Raw genomic sequence first — 24,718 nt, 5'->3', positions numbered from 1 at the left:
AACGGGGGAGCAAGGCATATGTTGGGTGGCCCAAGACTGGACCGGATCGACCTCAAGATCCTGACGCAGCTTCAGCAATCCGGCCGCATCACCAATGTCGAGCTGGCCGATGCGGTGGGCCTGTCGCCCAGCCCCTGCCTGACGCGCGTGAAACGGCTGGAGAAGGCGGGCTACATCACCGGCTATGGCGCGCATATCAACCTGCACAAGCTGGGCGAGTTTCTGACCGTCTTCACCGAAGTCACCCTGACCGAGCATCGGGCGGGGGACTTTTCCCGTTTCGAAACCCGCATCCGCAAGCTGGACGAGATCGTCGAATGCCATCTGGTCAGCGGCGGATATGACTATCTGCTGAAATTCGTGACGCGCGGCGTGGCGCATTATCAGTCGATCATCGAGGGGATGCTGGAAAGCGACTATGGGATCGAGAAATATTTCAGCTATGTCGTGATCAAATCGCCGTTCATAAAGCATCATTATCCGATCCAGCATCTGTTCGGTGAGCAAAAATGATCGACGACCTGCTTGAGCCGCTGATTGCCTTTCGCCGCGATATTCACGCGCATCCGGAACTGGGTTTCTGCGAGCATCGGACGGCCGGGCGGATCGCGGAGCAGCTTCGGGCGCTGGGGCTGGAGGTGCATGAGGGGATCGGCGGCACCGGCGTCGTCGCGGTGCTGAAAAACGGTTCGTCAGGCCGCAGCATCGGCCTGCGCGCCGACATGGACGCGCTGCCGATCCATGAGCAGACCAACCTGCCCTATGCCAGCAAGACCGAGGGCAGCTTCCATGGCTGCGGCCATGACGGCCATGTCGCGATGCTGCTCGGCGCGGCGCAGCATCTGACGCGCAGCCGCCATTTCGACGGCACGGTGAATTTCTTCTTCCAGCCCGCCGAAGAGGGTCTCGGCGGCGCCCGCGAAATGGTGAAGGAGGGATTGTTCGACCGTTTCCCCTGCGACCGCGTATTCGGGCTGCACAACTGGCCGGACCTGCCCGCCGGGACCATCGCCACCCGCCCCGGCCCGATCATGGGCGCGGCGGACAAGTTCGAGATCACGCTGGAAGGACGTGGCGGCCATGCGGCGATCCCGCAGGATACGCCGGATGCGATCCTCGCCTCCGCCAGCCTGGTTTCGCAGTTGAACACCATCGTGGCGCGCCGCATTCCCGCGACCTCCTCGGCGGTACTTTCGGTCACGCAGATTCACGGCGGCCATGCGCATAATGTGATCCCGGCGACGGTGAAGGTCGTCGGCACGGTACGCACGTTCGATCCCAAGGTGCAGGACATCGTTGAGGACGCCATCCGCAAGATCACGGCGGGCGTCGCGCTTGCCAACGACGTCATGGCGAGCGTCGATTACGACCGCTATTACCCCGCCACCATCAACGATGAAGAGGCCGCGCAGGAAGCGCTGACCGCCGCCGCGACCGTGGGCAATGCGCAGTTGGCGCCGGAACCCGCCTTCACGTCGGAGGATTTCGCCTTCATGCTTCAGGCCTGCAAGGGCGCCTATATCTGGCTGGGTCAGGCGAAGTCCGAGGGATCAGTGCCGCTGCACAACCCGCATTACGACTTCAACGACGATGTGCTGGGCCTTGGTATCCGCCTGCATGTCGCACTGGTCGAGCAGCATCTCTCCAAGGCTTGAATCGTCATTCCAGCGGAGAAGGCTTAAAGACTGAACCCAAACCCTATCACCGCCACCGTCGACTTCACCGCCTCCCCCTGCGACCGCGCCAGCGCCCGCGTCTCGCCCAGCAGGCTCTCATGCACCACGCCGGCATAAGCGTTGATCTTGTCCGTCAGGCGATAGCGCAGGCGTACCGTCGCCTCCCCTTCGGTGAAGCCCGGCCGCAACGCTTCCGCATCGATGCTCTGCGCCGACCAGCCTGCGGCGATGCGCGGTTCCAGATAAAGCCGCTCCGTGATCGGCAGGGCATAAATGACCTGCGCTTCCCCCGTCAGCCGCCCCTTGTCGGACAGGAAGGCATAGCTTTCCCAGCTAAGCCGCGATCCGATCTGCCCTTGGATGCCGATGACGGCGTGGATATCGCGGGGATGGGGTTTGAAATCCTTGCGCGCGCCCACCAGCAGCACGATATTTTCTCCGATGGTGCGGCCATAGAAGAGCCGCGCCTGCACCTCATCGATCTGCCCGCCCAGCGCGCCGCCGCCCTGGACCACCAGCATCGCCTGATCGGTGGAATCGCCATAGGAGAAGCTGCCGTCCCAGAGGAAGGCGTCGCCCTGATCTCCCGTCCGCATCTCAATGAGGTCGAAGCCGCCGCTGAGGGACGCCGCATCGTCCTGCGCCATCGCAGGTTTGCCCGCCAACAAGGCGCAGGCACAAAAAAGGAAGCCTGATAAGGCGAAGCGCACGTATCTACCCTGAATATTGTGTCATTGTGGGGGGAGATTATGGGACGCCGGACGGCGCATGCGCACGAAGGAGCCTCATCACGCCGTCGATCATGACAAGTTGCTGCCGGATGGCAGCAGATCGTGCCGCAGCCACCCGCAAGCTGCCCCGTTAGGGCTTTTTCTAAGCAAATGCGTAAAATCAAAAAGCTAGAGCAGCCGAGCCGATGCAATCGGATCGGAATCTGCTCTAGAACCAGAAGCGCACGCCCATGACGAAGCTGGTGGCATCTATCCGCTCTCCCCCGGCACGGGCGAAGCGCGCCGTATCACCCAGCTTGCGTTCCCAATTGACGCCGACATAAGGCGCGAACTCGCGCGCGAATTCGTAGCGCAGCCGCAGCCCCAGTTCGACATCCGAAAGGCCCGAGCCGATGCCCAGTTCCGGCACATCCTGCGCGGCGATGTTCACCTCCGCCGCCGGTTGCAGGATCAGGCGCTGGGTGATGCGCTGGTCATAGCTGCCCTCCAGCCGCAGATGCGCGTCACCCTTGTTCGAGAGGAAAGCCTGCGCGCCCAGTTCGAACCAATAGGGCGCGAGTCCCTCGATCCCCACCACCGCATAGGTCCGCTGCGGATCGGGGCGAATGTCGTGGCGCACGCCGGCTTCGAGGTTGAACCAGGGGTCGATCGCCCGGCTGTAGAGCGCCTGCACCTCCGCGCGTTCCAGCGCGCCGCCGACTTCGCCCTCCCCCTCGGTCTTGAAGGCAAAGCGGTTGATGTCGCCGCCGATCCAGCCCTCACCTTCCCAATGATAGCCGTCCGCGCCCTTGCCCATGCGATATTCCAGCCGGTCGAGCATAAGCTGAGAGAAGGTCATGCCGCCGCTTTCCTTGAGCATGGCGGCGCGGGCGCGGTCCATTTCGGCGGGGCTGTAAAAGGCTTCGGCGGCGTGATCGGCAGGAACCGGGGGGGCTGTGCCCTCGGGGATGTCATCATCGGCGGCAGGCTGGCCATGACCGGCATGGGGATCTGCGGCGACCTCCTCGGCGGGCGGCTGATGGGTGGAGTGATCCATGCCCTCCATGGCGCCATGATCCATCTGGCTGTGGTCCATCTGTTCCTGCGCCAAAGCAGGGAGAGCAACAGAGGCCAGCAACAGCGCGGCGGCGGAAACGAGAGTCTTCATGCCGCCTCTCCCCCATGCCGCACGGTTACGACGCGCATCATCCCGGTGTGCATGTGCATCAGCATGTGGCAGTGGAACGCCCAATCCCCCAGCGCATCAGCGGTAAGGTCGAAGCTCACCTTCCCGCCGGGCAGCACATTCACCGTATGCTTGCGCGGATTATGCTCGCCAGCGCCCGTCACCAGCTCGAAGAAATGGCCGTGCAGATGGATCGGATGCGGCATCATCGTGTCGTTGATCAGGTTCACCCGCACCCGCTCCATATGGCGGAAGGGGATGGGCTCGGCTCCGTCGGACAGCTTCACCCCGTCGAAGGACCACATATAGCGTTCCATGTTCGCGGTCAGGTGGATGTCCAACGTTCGCGTCGGCGCGCGCGTGTCGCTGTTGGGCGTAAGCGACTTGAGGTCCGCATAGGTCAGCACCCGATGCTCGACATTCTCCAGCCCCGTAGGCCGGTCGGCGGTCCGGTCGGCGGGCATGGGCGAGAGGGTGGCGACGCCCGGCCCCATCTTCACCTGCGGCGCGACCGACTTGTCGCGCATCTTCATCTTATGGCCGGACATGCTTTCATTGGCCGGTTGGCTGAGGTCGATGACGCCGCCCTGCCCCATGTCCATGCCGGACATGTCCATGCCCATGTCCTTCATGCCCAACAGCGGCCGCTCGCGCACGGCAGGCACCTCCGCCGCCATGCCGACACGCGGTGCCAGCGTAGCCCGCACCAGCCCGGATCGGTCGATCGCCTCCGCGATCAGGCCATAGGGTTTCGCTTCCGCCGGCTGCACCACCACATCATAGGTTTCCGCGATGCCGATCTGGAACTCATCGGTCTCGACCGGCTGCACATGCTGGCCGTCGCACTGCACCACCGTCATCGGCAGTCCCGGCAGGCGCACGTTGAAATTGGTCATGGCCGACGCATTGATGATGCGCAGCCGCACCCGCTCGCCCGGCGTAAAGAGGCCGGTCCAATTCTCCGCCGTGCCATGGCCGTTCACCAGGAAGCTGTAGGTCGACCCGGTGACGTCGGAAATATCGGTCGGGTCCATCCGCATCGCGCCCCATTCCAGGCGATCTTTCGCGCTCTGATCCTTCCCCGCCAGCAACCCGCTCAGCGTCTGCTTGCGCATGTTGAAATAGCCGCCCATCTGCTTGAGGCGCTTCAGCAGCACATGCGGATGAACCGGGCTCCAGTCGGACAATATGATCACATGCTCGCGCGTGGCTTCCACCGGATCGACTCCGGCAGGATCGATCACGATCGGCCCATAATGGCCGACCGCCTCCTGCATCCCCGAATGGCTGTGATACCAGTAAGTCCCCGACTGGCGGATCGGGAATTCATAGGTGAAGGTCTCGCCCGGCCTGATGCCCGGAAAGCTGACCCCCGGCACCCCGTCCATCTGGAAAGGCACGATCAGCCCATGCCAGTGGATCGACGTATCTTCCTTGAGCCGGTTGGTGACGGACAGGCGGACATTCTGCCCTTCCTTCAGGCGGATGAGCGGCGCGGGCAGCGTGCCGTTGATCATCACCGCATGGGCCGAGCGCCCTCCGGTGGAGAAATGACTCTCCCCCACGGTCAGCGCGATCGTCTCGCCGCTCAGCACGCCGGTCGCCGGGGAAAGACCCGCCGTCCCGCTCTGCGCCCAGGAAGGAAAAGCCCGGCTCAGGGCCAGCGCGCCACCAAAGCCGCCCAGCCCCCGAATGAGGCTGCGGCGATCGACGTCAGGAAGGGAAAGGGGCATGGATGGCTCTGTAATAAGGACTGTTTCCCTCTATACGCGCCCCGCCGCGCCATCCCTCAACTGTTCGGCCAATTTGTTGCGCGCGCGATAGAGCCGCGTTTCCACGGCCTTCTCGCTGACTCCCAAAATCTGCGCCGCCTCCGCCTGACTTATGCCTTCGATCCCCCGCAACACCAGCACATCCTTGAGATTGCCCGGCAGTGCCGCAATCGCCGCATGGATCCGGGCCAATTCCGCCTGAGACTGAACCGCCTCCTCCGGCGTCAGCGCAGCGTCCGCCACGACCCCCGCTTCCTCGATCGGCCGGGCGAAGGTGAAGAAACGCCGCACCGCCCGCCGCCGCGCCCAGTCATGGCATTTGTTGATCGCGATCCGCGCTATCCACAGCCGGAAAGGCCGCGCCCCATCATAGCGAGCCAGCGCGGCAAAGGCGGAAATGAATGTCTCCTGCGTGATGTCCAGCGCCTCGGTCGCATCCCCCGCATGGCCCCGCGCCAGCCGGAAAACGCCATCGCGATGCCGCCGCATCAGTTCGCCATAGGCGCTCTGCTGCCCGGCGAGTGCCAGCGCGGCCAGTTCGGCGTCGCTGCGTTCGGTGAGCGAATGGCTCACCGCGCGGGCTGGGTCAGAGCCTTGACGATGGCGGCGTCGAACTGGGCCGCCTGATCCGGCCGCAACACGGCGCGCATCGCGAAGATATGCTTCAGCGTCTCCTTTTGCAGCATCCCCATGACATGATGCGAACGGTCGACAGCTTCCCCGACTTTCGGCCCATAGCCATGCTCCGCCGCGATCGCCTGCGCCAACCGGGCGTTGTCGGCGCGCATTTCCGCCTCCATCGCCTCCCGCCGCTTGGCAAAATTGGTCTCCAAAGCATGGATGCGGGCTTCCTGCGCGGCGTCGAGCTTCAGTTTCTGGTGGATAAGGGCGTGAACCTCGCTCTCGACCCGTGGTTCGGGCGCGATCCACACCCGCGCCACCAGCACCGCGGCCAGCGCCGCCGCAAAAGCGACCAGCGCGACCAGCCCATATCGCGCTGCTCCCTTCATGGCTTACTGCCCCAGCAAGCGCGAAGGCGCGTAATCGGACATGCCGATGATCACCGGCCGCGATGCCGCCTGCGCCGAACTGCCGGGCACCACGCTGCCGACCCCGCCGATGCCGATCGCGACGATTCCCGCCAGCGCCAGGCTGCGCCGGGCCACGGCCCTTTCCCGGCGAGAGGCGAGGCCCGCCATCACCGCCGCTTCCATCGTCTCCAGGCGCGGATCGGCCGGTAGGGCGCGAACATGGCCCAATAGCTGATCGAGGTCGCTCATCACTCACACTCCCATTGCTCACCCGGAGATACGCGTCGTATCGTCCAACCCCTCATGCAAAAATTTATGCACGCTAGTCGAGGGATCGGAAAGTTCGATGCGTAATATCCCTTAACCGCAACCCGTTTCGGAGATTAATTCCATGCGTCGCATCCTCTTCACTGCTGCCATTGCCCTTGCCGCCCTGCCCTCCGTGGCGATGGCGCATCCCAAGCTGCTTTCCTCCACCCCGGCGGCGGGCGCGACGGTCGCCAAGCCGACCAAGCTCACCCTCATCTTCTCCGAAAAGATGCTGGCTCCGCTGAGTGGCGTCGACCTCACCATGACCGGCATGCCGGGCATGGCCAACCACGCGCCGATGCCGATCAAGGGCTTCAAGACCGCGGTCGAGGGCGACGGCAAGACCATGACCGTCACCCTGCCCCGCGCCCTTCCGGCGGGCCATTATGACCTCGACTGGCACCTTGTCGGCGCAGACCAGCACAAGATCGCGGGCAAGGTCAGCTTCTCGGTCAAATAAGGACGATGGACGGGGTTCTCATCGCCGCCCGCTTCGCGCTCTACGCGGATCTCGCCGCGCTCGCCGGCCTGCCCCTCTTTTGGTGGAGCATGGGCGGAAGCGCGCGGCGCGGGGTGATCGGCGCGCTGGCGGTGGGAGGGTTTGCGCTCTCCGCCCTGTGGCTGCTCGCCAGCGCGGCAGGCATGGCGGGAACCCCGCTCTTTTCGCCCGACTGGAGCGTCGTGGAGATATTGCTCAAGGAAACGCCTGTCGGAACGGTTCTGGCGGTGCGGGCGGTGGCGCTGCTTTCGATCCTGCCGCTGCTGTTCCGGCGTGGCGGAGGATGGAATGCCGCCATCGCCCTGCCCGCCGCGATCGCCGCCGCGACACTGGCCTGGTCGGGCCATGCCGCCGCCAGCGAAGGCCTTGCCGGCAGCGCCCATCGCATTGCGGACGCACTGCATGTGCTGGCCGCCGCCGGATGGTTCGGCGCCTTGCTGGCCTTGCTGGGCGGGGTTCTGGCCGGGCGGGAGATCGGGCAAACCGCCGCTATGCTGGAGCGTTTCTCGCTGTTCGGCACGCTGTTCGTCGCCATGCTGATCGTGACCGGCGCGTTCAACGCCGTGATGATCGTAGGCCTCCCCAACCTGCCTGCTCTGCTGCACAGCCGTTATGGCTGGCTGCTGCTCGCCAAGCTGGCGCTGTTCGGGGCCATGCTGCTGCTCGCCGCCGCCAATCGCTGGCGATTGACGCCCAAGCTGGAAGCGGCGCTTGAGGGCGGAAACACTGGCGCGGCGCTTAGCCATTTGCTGCTGTCGCTGCTGATGGAAACCAGCCTCGCCATCATCATCCTGGGACTGGTCGCGGCGCTCGGAACGCTCGATCCGCTGGCCTGAAATGCGCCTGGCTGGTTGAACGGCTGCAATCGGCCAGGTCGGCCATCCCATCCACCACAAACAAAAAAGGGCGCCCCGAGAGGCGCCCTTTTGCTATCGTGCCCTTGAAGGCGCCGATTACTTCTTCAGCGTCAAACCGCCGAAACGCTTGTTGAAGCGCGCCACCTGGCCGCCCTGCTCAAGCTGGCGGGTGCCGCCGGTCCAGGCCGGATGCGACTTGGGATCGATGTCGAGCGCCAGCGTGTCGCCTTCCTTGCCCCAGGTCGAGCGGGTGCGGAAGGTGGTGCCGTCGGTCATCTGGACGGTGATGAAGTGGTAATCGGGATGCGTATCGGCCTTCATGTGTCTGCTCCGTCTATGGGCCGGTTTCCGACCGGCCATGGATGCGAAAAATTGCGAAGGCGCGCGGTTACATGGCTTTCGCCGCGAAAGCAAGGGGGAGAAGCCATCCTCCCCCTTCGCCGTCAATCCTTGGGCGGATCGGCTATCATCGCGACGAAATTGGCTTCGGCATGCAGCTTGCCGTCGATCAACGCCTTGCCGCTGAACTTGCAGACGGCGCCGCGCATCTGCACCACTTCGACATGCAGGTCGAGCAGGCAGCCCGGTTCGACCGGATTGCGGAACTTCACACCGTCTATGCTCATGAAATAGACGAGCTTGCCCGAACCGGCGAGATTGAGCGACTGTACCGTCAGCACCCCCGCCGCCTGCGCCATCGCTTCCACGATCAAGACGCCCGGCATGATCGGGCGGCCCGGGAAGTGCCCCTGGAAGAAGGGTTCGTTGATCGACACGGCCTTGATAGCGTGGATCGACCTGTTGGGCAGGATCGAAACCACGCGGTCAACCAGCAGCATCGGGTAACGGTGCGGCAGCGACGCCATGACCCCACGAATGTCGAGGGGACCGATGGCGTCGGAAACCGTATCAACCTGATCCGTCATCGAGCGATCAGCGCGACGTCGGCTGCTGCGACGGGTTGGCGGGCGCGGCGGCCGGGGCAACGCCCTGGCCCTGACGGCCCGGCTGCCAGCCGGCCGGCGGGGTGATGCCGACGCTGGGCACCAGCGCGTTGAGCTGGGTCACGACCGACTGGGTGATGTCGACGGTCGGCTGATAGGACACGGTCGCGTCGGGCGACAGGATCAGGTCGACCTTCGCCTGGGTCATGGCAGCCTTGAGCGCGTCCGACAGCTTGGCCGAAATCTGTTCTTCGACATAGGCGTTGGCGAGCGCGATCGGCTGGCCCAGGCGCTGCAGTTCGGCCTGACCGTCCTGACCGGCCTTCTGATAGGCCTCATACTGGGTCTGGATCGCCGGGGTCGGCTTGTTGCCGGCCGCCTTCATCGCGGCTTCCAGAGCCGTGCCCTTGGCCTTGAGATCGGCGTCGATGGCGTTCTTGCGCGCGGTGAAGCTGTCGATCTGCGCCTTGTAGGTGGTCTGGATCTGGGTGCGCGCGGTCGAATAGGCAGCGCTGGTGGCGACGGCGCGTTGCAGATCGACGACGGCGATGCCGGTCTTCGACTGGGCAGCGGCCGGAACGCTGGTCAGCGCCATGGCGGTCATCGGCGCCAGAACCAGCGCGGCAGCCTTGAAAATCGTCTTCATCAGAATTGAGTCCCTACGTTGAAGGTGATGAGTTTGGTGTCGTCCCCTGGTTCCTTGAGCAGAGCCTTGGCGATGTCGATGCGGAACGGGCCGAAGGGCGAGTTCCAGTTGACGCCAAAGCCGACGGACACGCGCGGTTTCAGCGTGTCGCCCAGATATTCTTCCTTAAAGCCGCTGCTAACGGTGTCATAGTTGGCGGGGCACAGGGGCGCCGCAACTGTTCCCGTTGCCTTGACCGTGGTCAGCGAAGAGTTCGTGCTCGATGAGCAATAGCCTGGGAAGCCATTGTTGACGCCGCCAGCCTCGCCAATCAATGCGGGATTTTTCAGGCCGCCAACGGCACCTGCATCAACGAACACAGACGGGCGCAGACCCATTTCACGGGCACCCGAACCAAGTGGAATTTCGACCTCCGCACGCGCCATGTAATAGATGCGACCGCCGAGCGCGTCATCCGTCCGGTTGTTGGTGCCAGTCGTCTCCGTGCCGGTAAACGTGCCGTCGCTATTCGTCGTCGTGGTATAATAACGGCGTACCACACGCGGGCCGATGCCGCGGATGTCGAAGCCGCGAATCTGCGGTTCGCCCAGGAAGAAGCGATCAGTCAAACGAACCGGATCGACCAGCGCGCCCGTGGAATCCCGGCGATCGCCTTCAAGGCTGTGGATATAGCCGCCCTCTGCCGAGAGCGAGAAGATGAAGCCCTTGCCCAGCGGCCAATATTTCGAACCGTTAAGCCGCATACGCGCATATTTGACGCTACCCCCAAGACCCGCAAAATCCTGGCTGAGTACGACGTTGTTGCCACGCGTAGGACGAATACGATTGTCTCGGGTATCGTAGATCAGGGAATAGCCGATGGAAGAGGTCGTCCGTTTACCGATGGCATCGCAAAGATAACGACCTGCCAGAATCGGGTCGCACTGCAACACGCCATTCGCATCGGCGGAATAATAAGTACCCTTGTCGAGCGTCACATCGTCCAGATTGAGCGTGTAACGCAGCGCCAACGACATATATTCAGTGATCGGCACGCCCGCCCTGAGCTGGAACCCGGTGGTCGTCTGCTGATAGGTCGTGTCGCGGTCGTTATTGTTCAGATAACGGAAGCTGTTGAGGTCGCGGCGATAGATGTCGCCGCCCAGCGCGATATTCTTGTCCATGAAATAGGGCTCGGTGAAGCCCACTTCCACTGACTTGGAATAAGCCGAATAATTGACGCTGGTGCGCAGTTCCTGGCCCTTGCCGCGGAAGTTGCGCTGGGTGATCGAGGCCGAAACGATGAACCGCTCCAGCGAGGAGAAACCGGCCGAAAGCGACAGCTCGCCGGTCGATTTTTCCTGCACATTGGTTTCCAGCACGATCCGATCAGGTGCCGAACCCGGCTTCTGTTCGATATCCAGCTTTTCCTGGAAGAAGCCGAGCGAATTGATGCGGTCCTTGGACCGCTTGACGAGGAAGCTGTTGAACGCATCGCCTTCAGCCAGACGGAATTCGCGGCGGACCACCTTGTCCTGCGTCAGCGTGTTGCCGTTGATGTCCACCCGCTCGACATAGACGCGCGGCGCATTGGCGATGCGGAAGTCGATCCCCATCGTCAGCGTGTCCTTGTCGCGGTTGAAGTCCGGCGACACGTCGGCAAAGGCATAGCCGAACAGGCCCGCCGTCTCGCTCAGCGTGTCGACGGTATCCTCGACCTGCTTGGCGTTGTACCAGTCGCCCTTCTTCATCGGCAGCATCTTGGTCAGCGAATCGCCCGACAGGTCGCGAATGTCGCTGTTGACCTTCACGTCACCGAATTTGTAGCGCTGCCCTTCCTCGACCACATAGGTGATGATGAAGTCCTGCTTGTCCGGGGTCAGTTCCGCCACCGCCGAGATCACGCGGAAGTCCGCATAGCCTTCGGTCAGGTAGAATTGGCGCAGCTTCTGCTGGTCATAGGCCAGCCGATCGGGATCATAGCTGGTGCCCGAGGAGAAGATGCGGAACCAGCGCGACTGTTTCGTCACCATCTGGCTGCGCAGTTCGCCGTCCTTGAACTTCTCATTGCCGATGATGTTGATCTGGCGGACCTTCGACTTGGGCCCTTCGGAGATTTCGAACACGATGTCGACGCGGTTCTGGTCGAGCTGCACCATCTTCGGCTCGACCGTGGCGGCGAAGCGGCCCTGGCGGCGGTACAGTTCGATGATGCGGGCAACGTCGGCGCGCACTTTGGAGCGCGTATAGATCTGGCGGGGAGCCAGTTTTATTTCAGGACGTATCTTGTCTTCCTTGAGGCGCTTATTACCTTCAAGGACGATGCGGTTGATGACCGGGTTTTCCTTCACCTCGACGGTCAAGGCGCCATTGTCGTTGCGGATCTGGACGTCGGCGAACAGCTCCGTCTCGTAAAGGTCGCGCAGCGCCTGGTCGAGCGATTCCTGGGTGAAGGTCTGACCGATGCGCAGCTTGGTGTAGGACAGCACCGTATCCGGCTCCAGGCGCTGCTGCCCGGTGACGGAAATGCTGCGGATCGTTCCGGCCGCAGGTGTTGCCGCCGGGACGGGCGCTGGGGCAGCCGGTGGGGCGTTCTGGGCCGTCGCCGGAACCGCAGACATGCCCGCGATCATCGTCGTCGCCAACAGGGCCACGACGACCGGGCGCTGCCTGTTGCTGCTCATCATCGCTGTCACCCGCTCCACCTTCTACAAAAAAGCAACATGTCGTTTACGCCGGGCCATTTCCGTTCACATCCGGAAAAGACGGCGCCAAATCGCGTCCTCCTGCCCGATACGGCTCAGCCGATCAAGCCGGACAGACGATCCCAGAGACCGAAAGAGGATAAATCGTTGAATGTTACCAGCACCATCATCGCCAGCAGGACAGCCAGGCCCGAGCGATAGGCCCATTCCTGCACCTGTGGGCTGACGGGCCGCCGCTGTATCGCCTCCACCCCGTAGAACAGCAGATGACCGCCATCCAGCATGGGGATTGGCAAGAGGTTGATGAACCCCAAATTAATCGAGATGAGGGCCATGAAGAAGATGAAGCTCTCAATTCCCAGCGTCGCCGCCTGACCCGAAACCTCCGCGATCTTGAGCGGGCCGCCCAGTTCCTTGACCGACCGGCCGCCGCCGACGATCTGGCCCAGCGTCTCGACCATGGTGCGGATGATCTGACCCGTCCGCTCGATCGCGACGACCGGCGCGCGGAACAGGCTGACCGGCTCGATCACCGGTTCGCCGGGCGCCAGCCCCAAGCGGCCGATGCGGAATTTATTGCCGAAACCGTCATCTTCCTGAACCGCGCCGACCTTGCCCTGCTTTTCGAACAGCTTGCCCTTGCGGTCGATCACGATGGCGACGGGCTCGCCGGGGCGGATCTGCGCGAACAGGCGGATGTCGTCGAAGGTCGCCATTTCCCGCCCGTTGAGCGAGACGATGCGGTCCCCCGCGAGGATGCCGGCCGCAGCGGCCGCGCTGCCCGGCTGCACCTGTCCGGCGACGGCGGGCGTGCGGCTTTCGCCATGGACGAAGGCGAAGGTGGCCAGGATCAGGATGGCGAAGAGGAAATTGATCGCCGGTCCCGCCGCGACGATCGCCGCGCGCTGCCACAGCGGCTTGGCGGGAAAGCTCTGCGCCCGCTCAGCGGCGGGCATTTCCAGCCAGCGCGGATCGGCCTGGCTGGCGGCGTTCATGTCGCCCTTGAAGCGCACATAGCCGCCCAGGGGCAGCGCGCCGATACGCCAGCGGGTGCCGCGCTTGTCGACCCATGCCGCGATTTCCGGACCGAAGCCGATGGAAAACGCCTCCGCCTTCACGCCGCACCAGCGACCCACCAGATAGTGGCCCAGCTCATGCACGAAGACGAGCGGTCCGATGACTGCGACAAAAGCGAATATGGTCAGCAGGAAACCGGGATTCTGGATCAAGCGGTCAATCTTTCCATCACTAGGCCCGCCATATTACGCGCCTGCGCATCCGCCGCCAGCACATCGTCGATCTGGCGGGGCACAGGCGCGCTATAGCGGTTCAGGACATCCTCTACAATCATGGCGATATCAAGGAAGCCGATGGCGCCTTTAAGGAAGGCCGCCACCGCGACCTCATTGGCCGCGTTCAATATGGCGGGGGCCGCGCCGCCCGCCTGCGCCGCCTGTCGGGTCAGGCGCAGCGCGGGGAAGCGCAGCTCATCGGGCGCCTCGAAATCCAGCCGCCCGATCCGCGTCAGGTCCAGCGGCTGGCAGGGCGTGGCGATCCGCTCCGGCCAGGCGAGCGCATGGGCGATCGGAATGCGCATGTCGGGCGACCCGAGTTGCGCCAGGGTGGAGCGGTCGCGAAATTCGACCAGGGAGTGAATGACCGACTGCGGATGGACGAGTATCTCGATCCGGTCGAGCCCGACAGGAAAGAGATGCGCCGCCTCGATCAGTTCCAGCCCCTTGTTCATCATCGTGGCGCTGTCGACGCTGATCTTCGCGCCCATCGACCAATTGGGATGGGCGACCGCCTGCGCCGGGGTGATGCCGCGCATCTCCTCCCGGCTGCGGGTGCGGAAGGGGCCGCCGCTGGCCGTCAATGTGATTTTTGACACATCTTCCCAACGGCTTCCGGCAAGACATTGGAATATCGCATTATGTTCGCTGTCGACCGGAAGCAGCGTCGCGCCCGACGCCGCGACCGCGTCCATCATCAGCGCGCCCGCCGACACCAGCGATTCCTTGTTCGCCAGCGCCACCGTGCCGCCCGCCTTCAGCGCCGCCATGGTCGGGCGCAGGCCCGCGCAGCCGACGATTGCGGCCATGCTCCAGTCCGCGCCCACTTGCGCGGCATCGACCAGCGCGCCCTCTCCCGCCGCCACTTCCACGCCGGAACCGCGCAGCGCGTCCTTCAACGCCTCATAATGGGCGTCATGGCCGATGACGGCGAGTTTGGCATTGCTCTGCCGCGCAGCCGCGGCCAGACCCGCCACGTCGCTATGCGCGGTCAGCGCGACGACCTGATAGGCGTCGGGGTCGCGCTGGACCAGATCCAGCGTCGACATGCCGACCGATCCGGTCGCGCCAAAGATCGAAATCGTCTTCATCAGGGCAGCACCAGCATCATATAGCAGATCGCCGCCAAAGGCGCCGCCGCGACCACGCCGTCCAGCCGGTCCATCACCCCGCCATGGCCGGGAAGCAGCGTACCGCTATCCTTCACCCCTGCGCGGCGCTTCATCCAGCTTTCCAGCAGGTCGCCCAACTGCGCCGCCACCGCCAGCAGGCCGCTGGCCGCCGCGAGCTGCACCGGCAACCCGGCAAAACGATAGAGCAGGAACCCGACGAGCAGCGCCGCCAGCACGCCGCCGCCCAGGCCCGACCAGGTCTTGGACGGGCTGATGCGCGGAGCCAGCTTTGGCCCGCCAATGGACCGGCCCGCGAAATAAGCCCCAATATCGGTCGCCCAGACCAACGCCAGCGCCCAAAGGGTCAGCAGCAGGCCCGAAGGGTTTGGCGGCACCTGAGCGCGGAGATACAGCAAGGCCATCACCGGCACGACGATATAGGGCACGCCTAGCGCCAGCTTCACCGACCGGCCGACCAGCGCGACGAAAAAAAAGGCCGCTGCCATCAGCCCGAAAGCCAACCAGGACACCCCTGCGGCGAGCGGACAGAGAATCGCCAGCGGCACCGATATGGCGAACATGGCGAGCTTGCGGTTTTCCGGCGTGGCGCCCGTCAGATCGCCCCACTCCCCCTGCATCAGCACGCCCGCCACGACCAGCAACAGCCAGAAGAGAAAACCGCCCGAAAACAGCGCGCCCAGCGCCACGAAAATGAGGATGGCGCCGACGATCGCGCGCGTCCGAAGCTCGCTCGACATGCGTGTCACAGCCCGCCGAAACGGCGGTCCCTCAAGCGGAAGGCATCCAGCGCGGCGGCCAAGGCCCGCCCGTCGAAATCCGGCCACAGCATGTCGGTGAAATAAAGCTCCGCATAGGCGGCCTGCCACAACATGAAATTGCTGAGCCGCTGCTCGCCCGAGGTCCGGATCATGAGGTCGAGCGGCGGCAGATCGGCGGTGTAGAGCGCGGCATCGACATCGCCGATGCCGATCTCCTCCGCCGCGATCTCACCAGCGGCCACGCGGCGCGCCAGACTCTGCGCCATCCGCACCAGTTCGTCCTGCGCTCCATAATTGAGCGCAATGGCAATAATCGGGCCACAGTTCCCGGCGGTGCGCGCCACCGCGCTTTCGATCAGGTCGACCAGCGATGGATCGAGCGCCTGATAATTACCGATGATCCGCAGCCGCACGCCATTGGCGTGGAATTCGTCCAGATCGGCCTGGATGAAATGCCGCAGCAGCCCCATCAGGTCCGCCACCTCGCTCGCCGGGCGTTTCCAGTTTTCGGAGGAAAAGGCGTAGAGCGTCAGGCATTCCAGCCCCAACTCCTGAGCCGCGCGGGCGACCCGGCGTACCGCCTCCACCCCGGCGCGATGGCCGGCGACGCGGGGCAGGAAGCGCTTCTTCGCCCAACGGCCATTGCCGTCCATGATGATGGCGACGTGGCGAGGTCCGGGAGAGCCCGCGCGCATGCCATCGACGTGGCGTGCGCCATGGGCTGGCGCGCCGCTGGTCAGATCGGGTTTGGCTTGGCTGGCCATCAGATGGTCGATCGCGCCATGAGGAAGGGCGGAAGATCCCGGCTCACTGACCGAGAATTTCCTTTTCCTTGGCCGCCGTCACCGCATCGATGTCCGCGATCGTGCTGTCGGTTAGCTTCTGGACCTCGGTTTCCAGGCGTTTGCGCTCGTCTTCGCTGATTTCGCCCTTCTTCTCGTCAGCCTTGAGGCTGTCCATGCCGTCGCGGCGTACATTGCGGACGGCGATGCGGGCGCCTTCGGCATATTTGCTGGCGAGCTTGGCCAGTTCCTTGCGGCGTTCCTCGGTCAGGTCCGGGATCGGCAGGCGCAGCGTCTGGCCATCGACGATCGGGTTGAGGCCAAGGCCCGCCGAGCGGATCGCCTTGTCGCAGGGGCCGACATTGGTCTTGTCCCACACCTGCACCGACAGCATGCGCGGTTCGGGCGCGGAAACGGTCGCCACCTGGTTGAGCGGCATGTGCGCGCCATAAACCTCGACCGTCACGGGATCGAGCAACTGGATATTGGCGCGACCGGTGCGCAGACCGGCAAGATCGCCCTTCAGCGATTCGACGGCGCCGTGCATGCGGCGTTCAAGGTCAGCCTTGTCATATTGAGCCATTTTATTTCAGCGCTCCTGATTTTGCACGATCGTCGCCACACCGTCGCCGGCCAGCACCTTGGCCAGATTGCCGGTTTCGCGGATATTGAACACGACGATGGGAATATTGTTTTCGCGGCAGAGCGCAATGGCGCTCGCATCCATGACCTTGAGATTATCGTTCAGCACGCGATCGAAGCTGATCTCTTCATAGCGCGCGGCGTCCGGTACATTTTTCGGATCGGCATTATAGATGCCATCGACGCTGGTGCCCTTGAACAGCGCGTCGCAGTTCATTTCCGCCGCACGCAGCGCCGCCGTGGTGTCGGTGGTGAAATAGGGACTGCCGGTGCCCGCCGCGAAGATGACGATCCGGCCCTTCTCCATATGCCGCACCGCCTTGCGCCGGATATAGGGTTCGCAGACCGAGGCCATCGGAATGGCGGACTGGACGCGGGTGTCATAGCCGATCTTTTCCAGTGCATTCTGCACCGCCAGCGCGTTCATGACGGTGGCAAGCATGCCCATATAGTCCGCGCTCGCCCGGTCGAAGCCCTTGGCCGCCCCCGCCAGACCGCGGAAGATATTGCCACCGCCGACGACCACGCACAGTTCGAAACCGGCATCCTTGGCCGCCGCGATCTCCCGCGCGACCCGATCCACGGTCTCCGGCTCGATGCCGAACTGCCCCTGCCCCATCAGCACTTCGCCCGAGAGTTTCAACAAGATGCGCTTGAAGGCGGGTCGGGTCATGCCGGACAATATTCCATTCATAGTCAGGCCCATTTTACCGGGCAAGGAAATGGCGCGCACCTTAGGCAGTGCGCGCCATGATGTGAAGCAGGCTTTTGGACCGCCTCTCGCTTCCTTAGCGTCCCCTCCGGGCTTGTCGAGAAACCTCAGCCTCTCAACGTCGCCCGGAACGAACGGCTTGTCAGATCAAGCTCAAGAAATCAGGCCCAGGAAATCAGGCGACGCCAGCGGCAGCAGCCACTTCAGCGGCAAAGTCGCTCGTTTCCTTCTCAATGCCTTCACCAAGCTGGAAGCGGACATAGTTCTTCAGCGTGATCGACGCGCCGGCTTCCTTCGCCGCCTTGGCGACGACATCAGCGACCGGGGTCTTGTTGTCCATCACGAAGAGCTGGCTGAGCAGCGCGTTTTCCTTGGCATATTTGGCGACCGCGCCGTCGACCATCTTGGCGACGATTTCGGCAGGCTTGCCCGATTCGGCAGCCTTTTCAGCGGCGATGGCGCGCTCACGCTCCAGCAGGGCCGGATCGATGTCGGCAGCCGACAGCGCCAGCGGGAAGGCCGCGGCGATGTGCATCGCGATCTGCTTGCCCAGCGGCTCCAGAACGTCAGCCGACGCATCGCCTTCCAGCGCGACCAGCACGCCGATCTTGCCCAGGCCCGGAGCAGCCGCGTTGTGGACATAGGGCACGACCACGCCCTGGCTCACTTCGACCTGGCCGATGCGGCGCAGGGTCTGGTTTTCACCGATGGTGGCGATGTTCGCGACCAGCTTTTCCGAGATGGTGCCGCCAGCCGGGTGCGCCTGCGCGCCCAGCGCTTCGGCATCGGCAACGCCGCTGTTCAGCGCGACTTCGGCAGTGGTGCGGACGAAATCCTGGAACTGGTCGTTCTTGGCGACGAAGTCGGTTTCGCTGTTCACTTCGACGGCGACGCCCTTGGTGCCGGCGACGGCAACGCCGACCAGACCTTCGGCGGCGGTGCGGCTCGACTTCTTCTGCGCGGCGGCCAGACCCTTGGCGCGCAGCCAGTCGGTTGCGGCCTCGATGTCGCCATTGGCTTCGGTGAGCGCCTTCTTGCAATCCATCATGCCCGCGCCCGAACGGTCGCGCAGTTCCTTGACGGCGGCAGCGGTAATCTCGGCCATGTTTCGGCTCCTAAAGTTTAATGGTTCAAATAAGCGCTAGGGCGCGTTCCATTCGGAGCGCGCCCTAGCCTGTCAATCTTGCAGTTCGAAGACCGCGTCTCAGGCCTGAGCGACGACCTCTTCGACCTCAGGCTCGTCCAGAGCGCCCAGATCGACGCCCGAAGCCTGCTGCGCACCACGGTTGCCCTTGGTGGCGGCGGTAGCGATGGCGTCGCAATAGAGGCGGATGGCGCGGCTGGCGTCATCGTTCGCCGGAACCGGGAAGGCGATGCCGTCGGGCGAGACGTTCGAATCGAGGATCGCGACGACCGGGATGCCCAGCGTGTTGGCTTCCTTGATCGCCAGTTCTTCCTTGTTGGCGTCGATCACGAACATGACATCAGGGATGCCGTTCATGTCGCGGATGCCGCCCAGCGACAGCTCGAGCTTCTCGCGCTCGCGGGTCATCTGAAGGACTTCCTTCTTGGTGAAGCCGTGGGTGTCGCCCGACAGCTTCTCTTCCAGGGTCTTCAGACGCTTGATCGAACCGGAGATCGTCTTCCAGTTGGTGAGCATGCCGCCCAGCCAGCGGTGGTTGACGAAATGCTGGCCCGACTTGCGGGCGGCTTCAGCGATCGGATCCTGCGCCTGGCGCTTGGTGCCGACGAACAGCACCTTGCCACCCGCGGCGACGGTCGCCGACACGAAGTCCAGCGCGCGGCCGAACAGCGGCACGGTCTGCGACAGGTCAAGGATGTGGATGCCGTTGCGCTCACCGAAGATGTACGGCTTCATGCGCGGGTTCCAGCGGTGGGTCTGGTGGCCGAAATGGGCGCCAGCCTCGATCAATTGGTGCATGGTGACGACAGGGGCCGCCATAATAGTTCTCCTTCCGGTTACACCTCTGGGAATCAGGAACTGAGCGTCACGCCGCAGCACCGGATATGTCGATTCCCATGTGGAATGGGCGCGCCTTTAGCCCCGCAAGAAAGCCAATGCAAGGGGGTTGACTCTCCATTTCGGATGGAACATAAGGAGAACATCGGGAACAAACAGCGGATTTTCGCGGTTTGCGCCGGTATAGTGAACCAAGCCGTGAAAATGGCAAGACAGAAAGTGATCTGCTTATGTTCGCACTGGTCGCAGCACTTGTTTTCATCGGATCGTTCCTGCTCGCCGCAGGCACCATCATCGGCATGTTCCTGGCTTATCACGACAAGATGGTCGCCGCGCTGACCTTCGAGCCAATCCCGCAGGAAGTGCCGGTTTATCGCCTGCGGATCAGCCGCCGCCGCGCCACTCCTTCGACGCGACAGGCAGCCCCGGCCTTCACCGCAGCCGCCTTAGCCGCCTAAAGGCTATTGTCCCTCGCTCAACCGCTGGCTGCGCACCTTGGCATAGGACATCATGCCGAAGGGGATGAGCGAGAGATAGAGGGCGCACAGGACGAGCAGCGTCAGCCAGGGATCAGTGATCAGCAGCGCCGCCAGCAGACCGGCGAGCGCGATCGCCTCCAGCCTGATCCGCTTGCGCAGGCGAAGCGCCGACCAGCTATAGGTCGCGATGTTGGAGATCATCAGGAAAGCGGTGAAAGCGGTCCAGGGCGCCACCACATACCACTCACGGAACAGCGGCTCGCCCGTCACCAGCCAGATATAGAGCGGCACAAAGGCCAACCCCGCCCCCGCCGGAGCCGGAACGCCGGTCAGGAAACCGGCCGATTTATGCGGCTGCACGTCGGCATCGATATTGGCGTTGAAGCGTGCCAGCCGCAGCGCGCAGGAGAGCGCATGGGCGAGCGCGAAGATCCAGCCGAATTTCGGCATGGCATAGAGCGACCAGAGATAGAGGACCAATGCGGGCGCCACGCCGAAAGCGATGGAATCCGACAGCGAGTCCAGCTCCGCGCCAAAACGGCTTTCACCCCGCAACAGCCGGGCGATGCGGCCATCCAGCCCGTCCAATACCCCGGCGATGAGGATCGAGAGTACCGCCCTCTCCCACTCCCCCGAAATGCCGTAGCGCACGCCGGTCAGGCCGAAGCATAGCGCCATCGCCGTCACGGCATTGGGCGCCACCATCCGCAGGGTGATCCCCCGGCGCAGGCCGCGCGGGATGGTTCGGCGCTGTCGCATTATTGTTGAATCCCGGAAATCACGCGCATGTCGCCCATCTGGCCAAGGATCGTCTCGCCCGCCACGGTGCGCTGCCCCAGCACCACGCGCGGCGCGGTTCCGGCGGGCAGATAGACGTCGACCCGGCTACCGAAGCGGATCAGGCCGATGCGCTGTCCGGCGGCGACCATGTCGCCAGGCTTCACGAACGGCACGATCCGCCGCGCCACAAGGCCCGCAATCTGCGTGAAACCGATGCGCACGCCGTCATGCCGCTCGACCAATATATGCTGGCGCTCATTATCCTCGCTCGCCTTGTCAAGATCGGCGTTCAGGAACTTGCCCGAAATATAGACCACGGACTTCACCGTGCCGCCGATCGGCGTGCGGTTGATGTGCACGTCGAACACGCTCATGAAGATCGACACGCGGATCATCGGCTGATCGCCCAGCCCGTCCGGCCCCGCCATCTCGCGCGGAGGCGGCACGCGCTGGATCAGCGTCACCAGCCCATCGGCCGGGGCGACGATGGCGCGCTCGTCCTGCGGCACGGCGCGGACCGGATCGCGGAAAAAGGCCAGCACCCAGATCGTCACCATCACCATCAGCCAGCCGGGAATCTCCCAGCCGACCAGGAACAGCAGCGCCGTGATAGCCGCCGCGATCAGGCCGAATTTGACGCCTTCGGGATGAATCGAGGGAAATCGCCATTTCACATTGCCGCCCAGCGCGACGGTCAGTTCGTCATTTTCCATGGGCACCGTCTTTAGGCACAGTCACTTGCAGTGACAACGTCCGATACCGTCCCAGGACAATGAAATGATCCTGCCTCGCAAACGCCATTGTCCAATGCACTGGACAGTTGAACATTGCCGCCGCTTTCCCTAGGGCGTTTCGCAAATTCCACCCGAACGAAGAAGGCGAACAGGCGCTATGGCAAAGATCAAGGTGAAAAACCCCGTCGTGGAAATCGACGGCGACGAAATGACCCGGATCATCTGGGAATGGATTCGTGAGCGCCTGATCCTCCCCTATCTCGACATCGACCTGAAATATTACGATCTGGGCGTCGAGAAGCGCGACGAAACCAACGACCAGATCACCATCGATTCCGCCAACGCGATCAAGGAACATGGCGTCGGCGTGAAGTGCGCCACCATCACCCCTGACGAAGCCCGTGTCGAAGAATTCGGCCTCAAGGAAATGTGGAAGTCGCCCAACGGCACCATCCGCAACATCCTGGGCGGCGTCGTGTTCCGCGAACCGATCGTCATCCGCAACGTGCCCCGCCTGGTGCCCGGCTGGACCGACCCGATCGTCATCGGCCGCCACGCCTTTGGCGACCAGTATCGCGCCACCGATTTCCTCGTCCCCGGCCCCGGCAAGCTGCGCATGGTGTGGGACGGCGAAAATGGCGAGAAGATCGAGAAGGACGTCTTCAACTTCCCCAGCTCCGGCGTCGCCATGGGCATGTACAATCTGGACGATTCGATCCGCGATTTCGCCCGCGCCAGCATGAACTATGCGCTTGGCCGCGGCTGGCCGCTCTACCTGTCGACCAAGAACACCATCCTCAAGGCCTATGACGGCCGCTTCAAGGATCTGTTCCAGGAAGTGTTCGACAAGGAGTTCGCCGACCAGTTCAAGGCGGTGGGCGCCGTTTACGAACACCGCCTGATCGACGACATGGTCGCCTCCGCCCTCAAGTGGAGCGGCAAGTTCGTCTGGGCGTGCAAGAATTATGACGGCGACGTCCAGTCGGATACCGTGGCGCAGGGCTTCGGTTCGCTCGGCCTCATGACCTCCGTGCTGCTCTCGCCCGACGGCAAGACCGTCGAGGCCGAAGCCGCGCACGGCACCGTCACCCGCCACTATCGCCAGCATCAGCAGGGCAAGGCGACCTCGACCAACCCGATCGCGTCGATCTTCGCCTGGACCCAGGGCTTGGCCTATCGCGGCAAGTTCGACGAGACGCCGGAAGTCACCAAATTTGCCGAAACGCTGGAAAAGGTCTGCATCGAAACCGTCGAAAACGGCGCGATGACCAAGGATCTGGCCCTGCTGATCGGTCCGGAGCAGGCATGGATGACCACCGAGCAGTTCTTCGAGGCGATCCGCGTGAACCTCGAAACCGCCATGGGCCAGTGGAAATAATCTGGCGGAACTGATCCGCCTTTCCGCGGTTCAATACGGTAACGGAACGAGGCGGCGCCGCAGCACGGCGTCGCCTTTTCCATGAGGCCGGGAGATGCTTGATGACGACGACAGCCAAGAAACGACTGGAAGTTCGGGCTGCGGTTCCGGCGGACGTGCGCGGCATCCACCGGCTGATCGCCCGCGTCTATCCGGGCCTCCCCAATTATTCGCTGGCCACCCTGCGCGGCCAGATCAACAATTTCCCGACCGGCTGCTTCGTCGCGCTCTACGACAATAAGGTCGTGGGCTATTGCGCGACCATGCGCGTCAGCAAGGCGATGGCCTTTTCCCCTCATGATTGGGAGGAGATCACCGCCAACGGCTTCGGCACGCGGCACAGCGCGGCGGGCGAGTGGCTCTACGGCTATGAAATGGCCGTTGACCCCAAGCTGCGTGGCCTGCGCATCGGCCAGCGCCTCTATGACGAGCGCAAGGAACTGGCCGAGGAACTGGACCTGCACGGCATCGTCATCGCTGGTCGCATGCCCGGCTATGCCCGCGCGAAACGGCGCGTCCAAGGTCCGGCCGACTATTTCGACAAGGTCGTGCATGGCAAGATCCGCGATCAGGTGATCAGCTTCCAGCTCAAGAACCAGTTCGAACCGCTGGGCGTGCTGGAAAATTATCTGCCGGAGGACAAGCCGTCGGACGGCCATGCCGCCCATCTGGTCTGGCGTAATCCCTATGTCGACCCTGACGAAGCGCCCGAAATGCGGGTGCCGCGCGGCGTCGAAAGCGTCCGCCTCGCCACCTGCCAGTTGCAGGCCCGCGCCGTGAAGGATTTTGACGAGTTCATCCGCAACATCGAATATTTCGTCGACGTCGCGGCGGACTACCGCTCCGACTTCATCGTCTTCCCAGAACTGTTCACCCTGCCGCTGCTCTCCTACGAAACGAAAAAGCTCTCTCCCATCGAGGCGATCGACAAGCTCACCAGCTACACCCCGCGCCTGACCAAAGAACTGGAGCGGATGGCGCTGGAATATAATATCAACATCATCGGCGGCTCCCATCCGACGCGCGCCGACGATGGCGACATTCAGAACATCGCCTATGTCGCCCTGCGCGACGGGTCGCTCCATACGCAGGAGAAGATCCACCCTACGCCGAACGAAGCCTTTTGGTGGAACATCAAGGGCGGGGATTCGCTGGACGTGATCCAGACGGACTGCGGGCCGATCGGCGTGCTCATCTGCTATGATAGCGAATTTCCGGAACTGGCGCGGCGGCTGGTGGACCAGGGCGCGCGGATCATCTTCGTGCCCTTCTGCACCGACTCGCGTCTGGGTTACATGCGCGTGCGCTATTGCGCGCAGGCCCGGGCGATCGAGAACCAATGCTATGTCGTCATGTCGGGCAATGTCGGCAATCTGCCCAATGTCGACAATATGGACATCCAATATGCCCAAAGCGCGATCCTGACGCCTTGCGACCTGCCCTTTGCGCGGGACGGGATAGCGGCGGAATCGACCGAGAATGTCGAGACGCTGACCATGGCGGACGTGAATCTGGCCGACCTGAGCTGGGCGCGGGCGGAAGGCACGGTGCGCAACCTGCGCGACCGGCGGTTCGACCTCTATCATATCGACTGGGACAACAATCCCGACCACGCCCATGCGCCGAGCGGCGGGCCGGTGCCGGCAGGCGGCCATAATGCGCCGGGCGGCGGGTGACCTGGACCCGCTTCGGCC

Annotated in this window: 27 protein-coding genes; 7 read left to right on the top strand and 20 right to left on the bottom strand. The window is 63.6% G+C overall.

The genetic code is table 11. From position 1 onward, the window contains the following. Nucleotides 1–18: 18 nt before the first annotated feature. A complete protein-coding gene (locus tag HHL26_RS09795) occupies nucleotides 19–513 on the top strand; it encodes a winged helix-turn-helix transcriptional regulator (RefSeq protein ID WP_066524286.1) in 495 nt (164 codons plus the stop codon). Next, the gene (locus HHL26_RS09790) at nucleotides 510–1,655 is read left to right on the top strand and encodes a M20 aminoacylase family protein (RefSeq protein WP_066558516.1); all 1,146 of its coding nucleotides are present in this window, start codon (nucleotides 510–512) and stop codon (nucleotides 1,653–1,655) included. The genes HHL26_RS09795 and HHL26_RS09790 overlap by 4 nt, the downstream gene beginning before the upstream one ends. Before the next feature lie 23 nt (nucleotides 1,656–1,678). On the opposite strand, the gene HHL26_RS09785 is transcribed toward HHL26_RS09790, so the two are convergent. The 6 genes from HHL26_RS09785 to HHL26_RS09760 all read right to left on the bottom strand — a co-directional run bounded on the left by HHL26_RS09785 (nucleotide 1,679) and on the right by HHL26_RS09760 (nucleotide 6,624). Further along, the gene (locus HHL26_RS09785; protein ID WP_145907335.1) at nucleotides 1,679–2,341 is read right to left on the bottom strand and encodes a copper resistance protein B; all 663 of its coding nucleotides are present in this window, start codon (nucleotides 2,339–2,341) and stop codon (nucleotides 1,679–1,681) included. A 274-nt stretch (nucleotides 2,342–2,615) separates the two neighbouring features. Further along, nucleotides 2,616–3,554, bottom strand: a complete 939-nt coding sequence (locus HHL26_RS09780; protein ID WP_066558519.1) for a copper resistance protein B — start codon at nucleotides 3,552–3,554, stop codon at nucleotides 2,616–2,618. After that, nucleotides 3,551–5,305 carry a copper resistance system multicopper oxidase gene (locus tag HHL26_RS09775; RefSeq protein WP_066558520.1) on the bottom strand — a complete coding sequence of 585 codons (1,755 nt, stop codon included), beginning with the start codon at nucleotides 5,303–5,305 and terminating at the stop codon, nucleotides 3,551–3,553. Before HHL26_RS09775 ends, HHL26_RS09780 begins: the two co-directional genes overlap by 4 nt. Nucleotides 5,306–5,335: 30 nt before the next feature. Beyond that, a complete protein-coding gene (locus HHL26_RS09770; RefSeq protein WP_066558525.1) occupies nucleotides 5,336–5,917 on the bottom strand; it encodes a sigma-70 family RNA polymerase sigma factor in 582 nt (193 codons plus the stop codon). Further along, a complete protein-coding gene (locus HHL26_RS09765) occupies nucleotides 5,914–6,354 on the bottom strand; it encodes a periplasmic heavy metal sensor (RefSeq protein WP_066558527.1) in 441 nt (146 codons plus the stop codon). Before HHL26_RS09765 ends, HHL26_RS09770 begins: the two co-directional genes overlap by 4 nt. 3 nt (nucleotides 6,355–6,357) lie before the next feature. Next, nucleotides 6,358–6,624, bottom strand: coding sequence for a hypothetical protein (locus HHL26_RS09760; RefSeq protein WP_066558529.1), 267 nt, complete (start codon nucleotides 6,622–6,624; stop codon nucleotides 6,358–6,360). A gap of 142 nt (nucleotides 6,625–6,766) precedes the next feature. Here HHL26_RS09760 and copC point away from each other — a divergent pair, with 142 nt between their 5' ends. Beyond that, nucleotides 6,767–7,144 (top strand): copper homeostasis periplasmic binding protein CopC, encoded by a 378-nt coding sequence (gene copC, locus HHL26_RS09755; RefSeq protein WP_066558530.1) that lies wholly within the window; start codon nucleotides 6,767–6,769, stop codon nucleotides 7,142–7,144. 5 nt (nucleotides 7,145–7,149) lie between these two features. Further along, on the top strand, nucleotides 7,150–8,019 hold the full coding sequence (copD, locus tag HHL26_RS09750; RefSeq protein ID WP_066558534.1) for a copper homeostasis membrane protein CopD: 870 nt from the start codon (nucleotides 7,150–7,152) through the stop codon (nucleotides 8,017–8,019). Between the two features lie 117 nt (nucleotides 8,020–8,136). Here copD and rpmE read toward each other — a convergent pair whose 3' ends face one another. The 12 genes from rpmE to rpsB all read right to left on the bottom strand — a co-directional run bounded on the left by rpmE (nucleotide 8,137) and on the right by rpsB (nucleotide 19,596). Next, nucleotides 8,137–8,361, bottom strand: coding sequence for a 50S ribosomal protein L31 (gene rpmE / locus HHL26_RS09745; RefSeq protein ID WP_007687040.1), 225 nt, complete (start codon nucleotides 8,359–8,361; stop codon nucleotides 8,137–8,139). 122 nt (nucleotides 8,362–8,483) lie between these two features. Continuing rightward, nucleotides 8,484–8,966 (bottom strand): 3-hydroxyacyl-ACP dehydratase FabZ, encoded by a 483-nt coding sequence (gene fabZ / locus HHL26_RS09740; protein WP_066558536.1) that lies wholly within the window; start codon nucleotides 8,964–8,966, stop codon nucleotides 8,484–8,486. 7 nt (nucleotides 8,967–8,973) lie between these two features. After that, nucleotides 8,974–9,630: an OmpH family outer membrane protein gene (locus tag HHL26_RS09735; RefSeq protein ID WP_066558539.1), complete on the bottom strand. Its 657-nt coding sequence runs from the start codon at nucleotides 9,628–9,630 to the stop codon at nucleotides 8,974–8,976. Beyond that, complete coding sequence (gene bamA / locus HHL26_RS09730) at nucleotides 9,630–12,296, bottom strand: outer membrane protein assembly factor BamA (protein ID WP_066558541.1); 2,667 nt, start codon at nucleotides 12,294–12,296, stop codon at nucleotides 9,630–9,632. The genes HHL26_RS09735 and bamA overlap by 1 nt, the downstream gene beginning before the upstream one ends. 113 nt (nucleotides 12,297–12,409) lie before the next feature. After that, nucleotides 12,410–13,543, bottom strand: a complete 1,134-nt coding sequence (rseP, locus tag HHL26_RS09725; RefSeq protein ID WP_066558543.1) for an RIP metalloprotease RseP — start codon at nucleotides 13,541–13,543, stop codon at nucleotides 12,410–12,412. Beyond that, the gene (locus HHL26_RS09720; RefSeq protein ID WP_066558544.1) at nucleotides 13,540–14,697 is read right to left on the bottom strand and encodes a 1-deoxy-D-xylulose-5-phosphate reductoisomerase; all 1,158 of its coding nucleotides are present in this window, start codon (nucleotides 14,695–14,697) and stop codon (nucleotides 13,540–13,542) included. The genes rseP and HHL26_RS09720 overlap by 4 nt, the downstream gene beginning before the upstream one ends. Beyond that, nucleotides 14,697–15,476 (bottom strand): phosphatidate cytidylyltransferase, encoded by a 780-nt coding sequence (locus HHL26_RS09715; RefSeq protein WP_066558545.1) that lies wholly within the window; start codon nucleotides 15,474–15,476, stop codon nucleotides 14,697–14,699. Before HHL26_RS09715 ends, HHL26_RS09720 begins: the two co-directional genes overlap by 1 nt. A 5-nt stretch (nucleotides 15,477–15,481) precedes the next feature. Next, on the bottom strand, nucleotides 15,482–16,261 hold the full coding sequence (locus HHL26_RS09710) for an isoprenyl transferase (RefSeq protein WP_066558547.1): 780 nt from the start codon (nucleotides 16,259–16,261) through the stop codon (nucleotides 15,482–15,484). Between the two features lie 43 nt (nucleotides 16,262–16,304). Beyond that, entirely contained in the window at nucleotides 16,305–16,862 is a 558-nt protein-coding gene (gene frr / locus HHL26_RS09705; protein ID WP_066558549.1) for a ribosome recycling factor, read from the bottom strand. A gap of 6 nt (nucleotides 16,863–16,868) precedes the next feature. Then, nucleotides 16,869–17,594, bottom strand: coding sequence for a UMP kinase (pyrH, locus tag HHL26_RS09700; protein ID WP_066561828.1), 726 nt, complete (start codon nucleotides 17,592–17,594; stop codon nucleotides 16,869–16,871). A 214-nt stretch (nucleotides 17,595–17,808) separates the two neighbouring features. Then, nucleotides 17,809–18,738: a translation elongation factor Ts gene (gene tsf / locus HHL26_RS09695; RefSeq protein ID WP_066558550.1), complete on the bottom strand. Its 930-nt coding sequence runs from the start codon at nucleotides 18,736–18,738 to the stop codon at nucleotides 17,809–17,811. 99 nt (nucleotides 18,739–18,837) lie between these two features. Continuing rightward, entirely contained in the window at nucleotides 18,838–19,596 is a 759-nt protein-coding gene (gene rpsB, locus HHL26_RS09690) for a 30S ribosomal protein S2 (RefSeq protein WP_066558552.1), read from the bottom strand. A gap of 248 nt (nucleotides 19,597–19,844) precedes the next feature. Between rpsB and HHL26_RS09685 the strand changes: the two genes are divergently transcribed. Further along, a complete protein-coding gene (locus HHL26_RS09685; RefSeq protein WP_066558554.1) occupies nucleotides 19,845–20,072 on the top strand; it encodes a hypothetical protein in 228 nt (75 codons plus the stop codon). Between the two features lie 3 nt (nucleotides 20,073–20,075). Here the strand turns inward: HHL26_RS09685 and HHL26_RS09680 are convergent, their stop codons facing one another. After that, nucleotides 20,076–20,852: a phosphatidylcholine/phosphatidylserine synthase gene (locus HHL26_RS09680; protein WP_066558557.1), complete on the bottom strand. Its 777-nt coding sequence runs from the start codon at nucleotides 20,850–20,852 to the stop codon at nucleotides 20,076–20,078. Further along, complete coding sequence (locus tag HHL26_RS09675; protein ID WP_066558558.1) at nucleotides 20,852–21,586, bottom strand: phosphatidylserine decarboxylase; 735 nt, start codon at nucleotides 21,584–21,586, stop codon at nucleotides 20,852–20,854. The genes HHL26_RS09680 and HHL26_RS09675 overlap by 1 nt, the downstream gene beginning before the upstream one ends. A 178-nt stretch (nucleotides 21,587–21,764) precedes the next feature. On the opposite strand from HHL26_RS09675, the gene HHL26_RS09670 reads away from it, so the two are divergent. Together HHL26_RS09670 and HHL26_RS09665 are read left to right on the top strand one after the other, a co-directional pair. Beyond that, nucleotides 21,765–22,985 carry an NADP-dependent isocitrate dehydrogenase gene (locus tag HHL26_RS09670; RefSeq protein ID WP_066558559.1) on the top strand — a complete coding sequence of 407 codons (1,221 nt, stop codon included), beginning with the start codon at nucleotides 21,765–21,767 and terminating at the stop codon, nucleotides 22,983–22,985. A 101-nt stretch (nucleotides 22,986–23,086) separates the two neighbouring features. After that, on the top strand, nucleotides 23,087–24,700 hold the full coding sequence (locus tag HHL26_RS09665; RefSeq protein WP_169576086.1) for a carbon-nitrogen hydrolase family protein: 1,614 nt from the start codon (nucleotides 23,087–23,089) through the stop codon (nucleotides 24,698–24,700). The last annotated feature ends 18 nt before the right edge of the window (nucleotides 24,701–24,718 follow it).

Source organism: Sphingobium sp. TB-6 (assembly GCF_012927365.1).
GTDB lineage: Bacteria > Pseudomonadota > Alphaproteobacteria > Sphingomonadales > Sphingomonadaceae > Sphingobium.
The sequence above is the reverse complement of the archived record's forward strand: the minus strand, read 5'-3'. Positions and strand labels throughout refer to the sequence as shown.

What these genes read in the sequence shown, in the direction of transcription:
- HHL26_RS09795 (WP_066524286.1), top strand. Translation starts at nt 19, where the DNA reads ATGTTGGGTGGCCCAAGACTGGACCGGATCGACCTCAAGATCCTGACG.
- HHL26_RS09790 (WP_066558516.1), top strand. Translation starts at nt 510, where the DNA reads ATGATCGACGACCTGCTTGAGCCGCTGATTGCCTTTCGCCGCGATATT.
- HHL26_RS09780 (WP_066558519.1), bottom strand. Translation starts at nt 3,554, where the DNA reads ATGAAGACTCTCGTTTCCGCCGCCGCGCTGTTGCTGGCCTCTGTTGCT.
- HHL26_RS09775 (WP_066558520.1), bottom strand. Translation starts at nt 5,305, where the DNA reads ATGCCCCTTTCCCTTCCTGACGTCGATCGCCGCAGCCTCATTCGGGGG.
- HHL26_RS09765 (WP_066558527.1), bottom strand. Translation starts at nt 6,354, where the DNA reads ATGAAGGGAGCAGCGCGATATGGGCTGGTCGCGCTGGTCGCTTTTGCG.
- HHL26_RS09760 (WP_066558529.1), bottom strand. Translation starts at nt 6,624, where the DNA reads ATGAGCGACCTCGATCAGCTATTGGGCCATGTTCGCGCCCTACCGGCC.
- copC (WP_066558530.1), top strand. Translation starts at nt 6,767, where the DNA reads ATGCGTCGCATCCTCTTCACTGCTGCCATTGCCCTTGCCGCCCTGCCC.
- copD (WP_066558534.1), top strand. Translation starts at nt 7,150, where the DNA reads ATGGACGGGGTTCTCATCGCCGCCCGCTTCGCGCTCTACGCGGATCTC.
- rpmE (WP_007687040.1), bottom strand. Translation starts at nt 8,361, where the DNA reads ATGAAGGCCGATACGCATCCCGATTACCACTTCATCACCGTCCAGATG.
- fabZ (WP_066558536.1), bottom strand. Translation starts at nt 8,966, where the DNA reads ATGACGGATCAGGTTGATACGGTTTCCGACGCCATCGGTCCCCTCGAC.
- HHL26_RS09735 (WP_066558539.1), bottom strand. Translation starts at nt 9,630, where the DNA reads ATGAAGACGATTTTCAAGGCTGCCGCGCTGGTTCTGGCGCCGATGACC.
- bamA (WP_066558541.1), bottom strand. Translation starts at nt 12,296, where the DNA reads ATGATGAGCAGCAACAGGCAGCGCCCGGTCGTCGTGGCCCTGTTGGCG.
- HHL26_RS09720 (WP_066558544.1), bottom strand. Translation starts at nt 14,697, where the DNA reads ATGAAGACGATTTCGATCTTTGGCGCGACCGGATCGGTCGGCATGTCG.
- HHL26_RS09715 (WP_066558545.1), bottom strand. Translation starts at nt 15,476, where the DNA reads ATGTCGAGCGAGCTTCGGACGCGCGCGATCGTCGGCGCCATCCTCATT.
- HHL26_RS09710 (WP_066558547.1), bottom strand. Translation starts at nt 16,261, where the DNA reads ATGGCCAGCCAAGCCAAACCCGATCTGACCAGCGGCGCGCCAGCCCAT.
- frr (WP_066558549.1), bottom strand. Translation starts at nt 16,862, where the DNA reads ATGGCTCAATATGACAAGGCTGACCTTGAACGCCGCATGCACGGCGCC.
- pyrH (WP_066561828.1), bottom strand. Translation starts at nt 17,594, where the DNA reads ATGACCCGACCCGCCTTCAAGCGCATCTTGTTGAAACTCTCGGGCGAA.
- tsf (WP_066558550.1), bottom strand. Translation starts at nt 18,738, where the DNA reads ATGGCCGAGATTACCGCTGCCGCCGTCAAGGAACTGCGCGACCGTTCG.
- rpsB (WP_066558552.1), bottom strand. Translation starts at nt 19,596, where the DNA reads ATGGCGGCCCCTGTCGTCACCATGCACCAATTGATCGAGGCTGGCGCC.
- HHL26_RS09685 (WP_066558554.1), top strand. Translation starts at nt 19,845, where the DNA reads ATGTTCGCACTGGTCGCAGCACTTGTTTTCATCGGATCGTTCCTGCTC.
- HHL26_RS09680 (WP_066558557.1), bottom strand. Translation starts at nt 20,852, where the DNA reads ATGCGACAGCGCCGAACCATCCCGCGCGGCCTGCGCCGGGGGATCACC.
- HHL26_RS09675 (WP_066558558.1), bottom strand. Translation starts at nt 21,586, where the DNA reads ATGGAAAATGACGAACTGACCGTCGCGCTGGGCGGCAATGTGAAATGG.
- HHL26_RS09670 (WP_066558559.1), top strand. Translation starts at nt 21,765, where the DNA reads ATGGCAAAGATCAAGGTGAAAAACCCCGTCGTGGAAATCGACGGCGAC.
- HHL26_RS09665 (WP_169576086.1), top strand. Translation starts at nt 23,087, where the DNA reads ATGACGACGACAGCCAAGAAACGACTGGAAGTTCGGGCTGCGGTTCCG.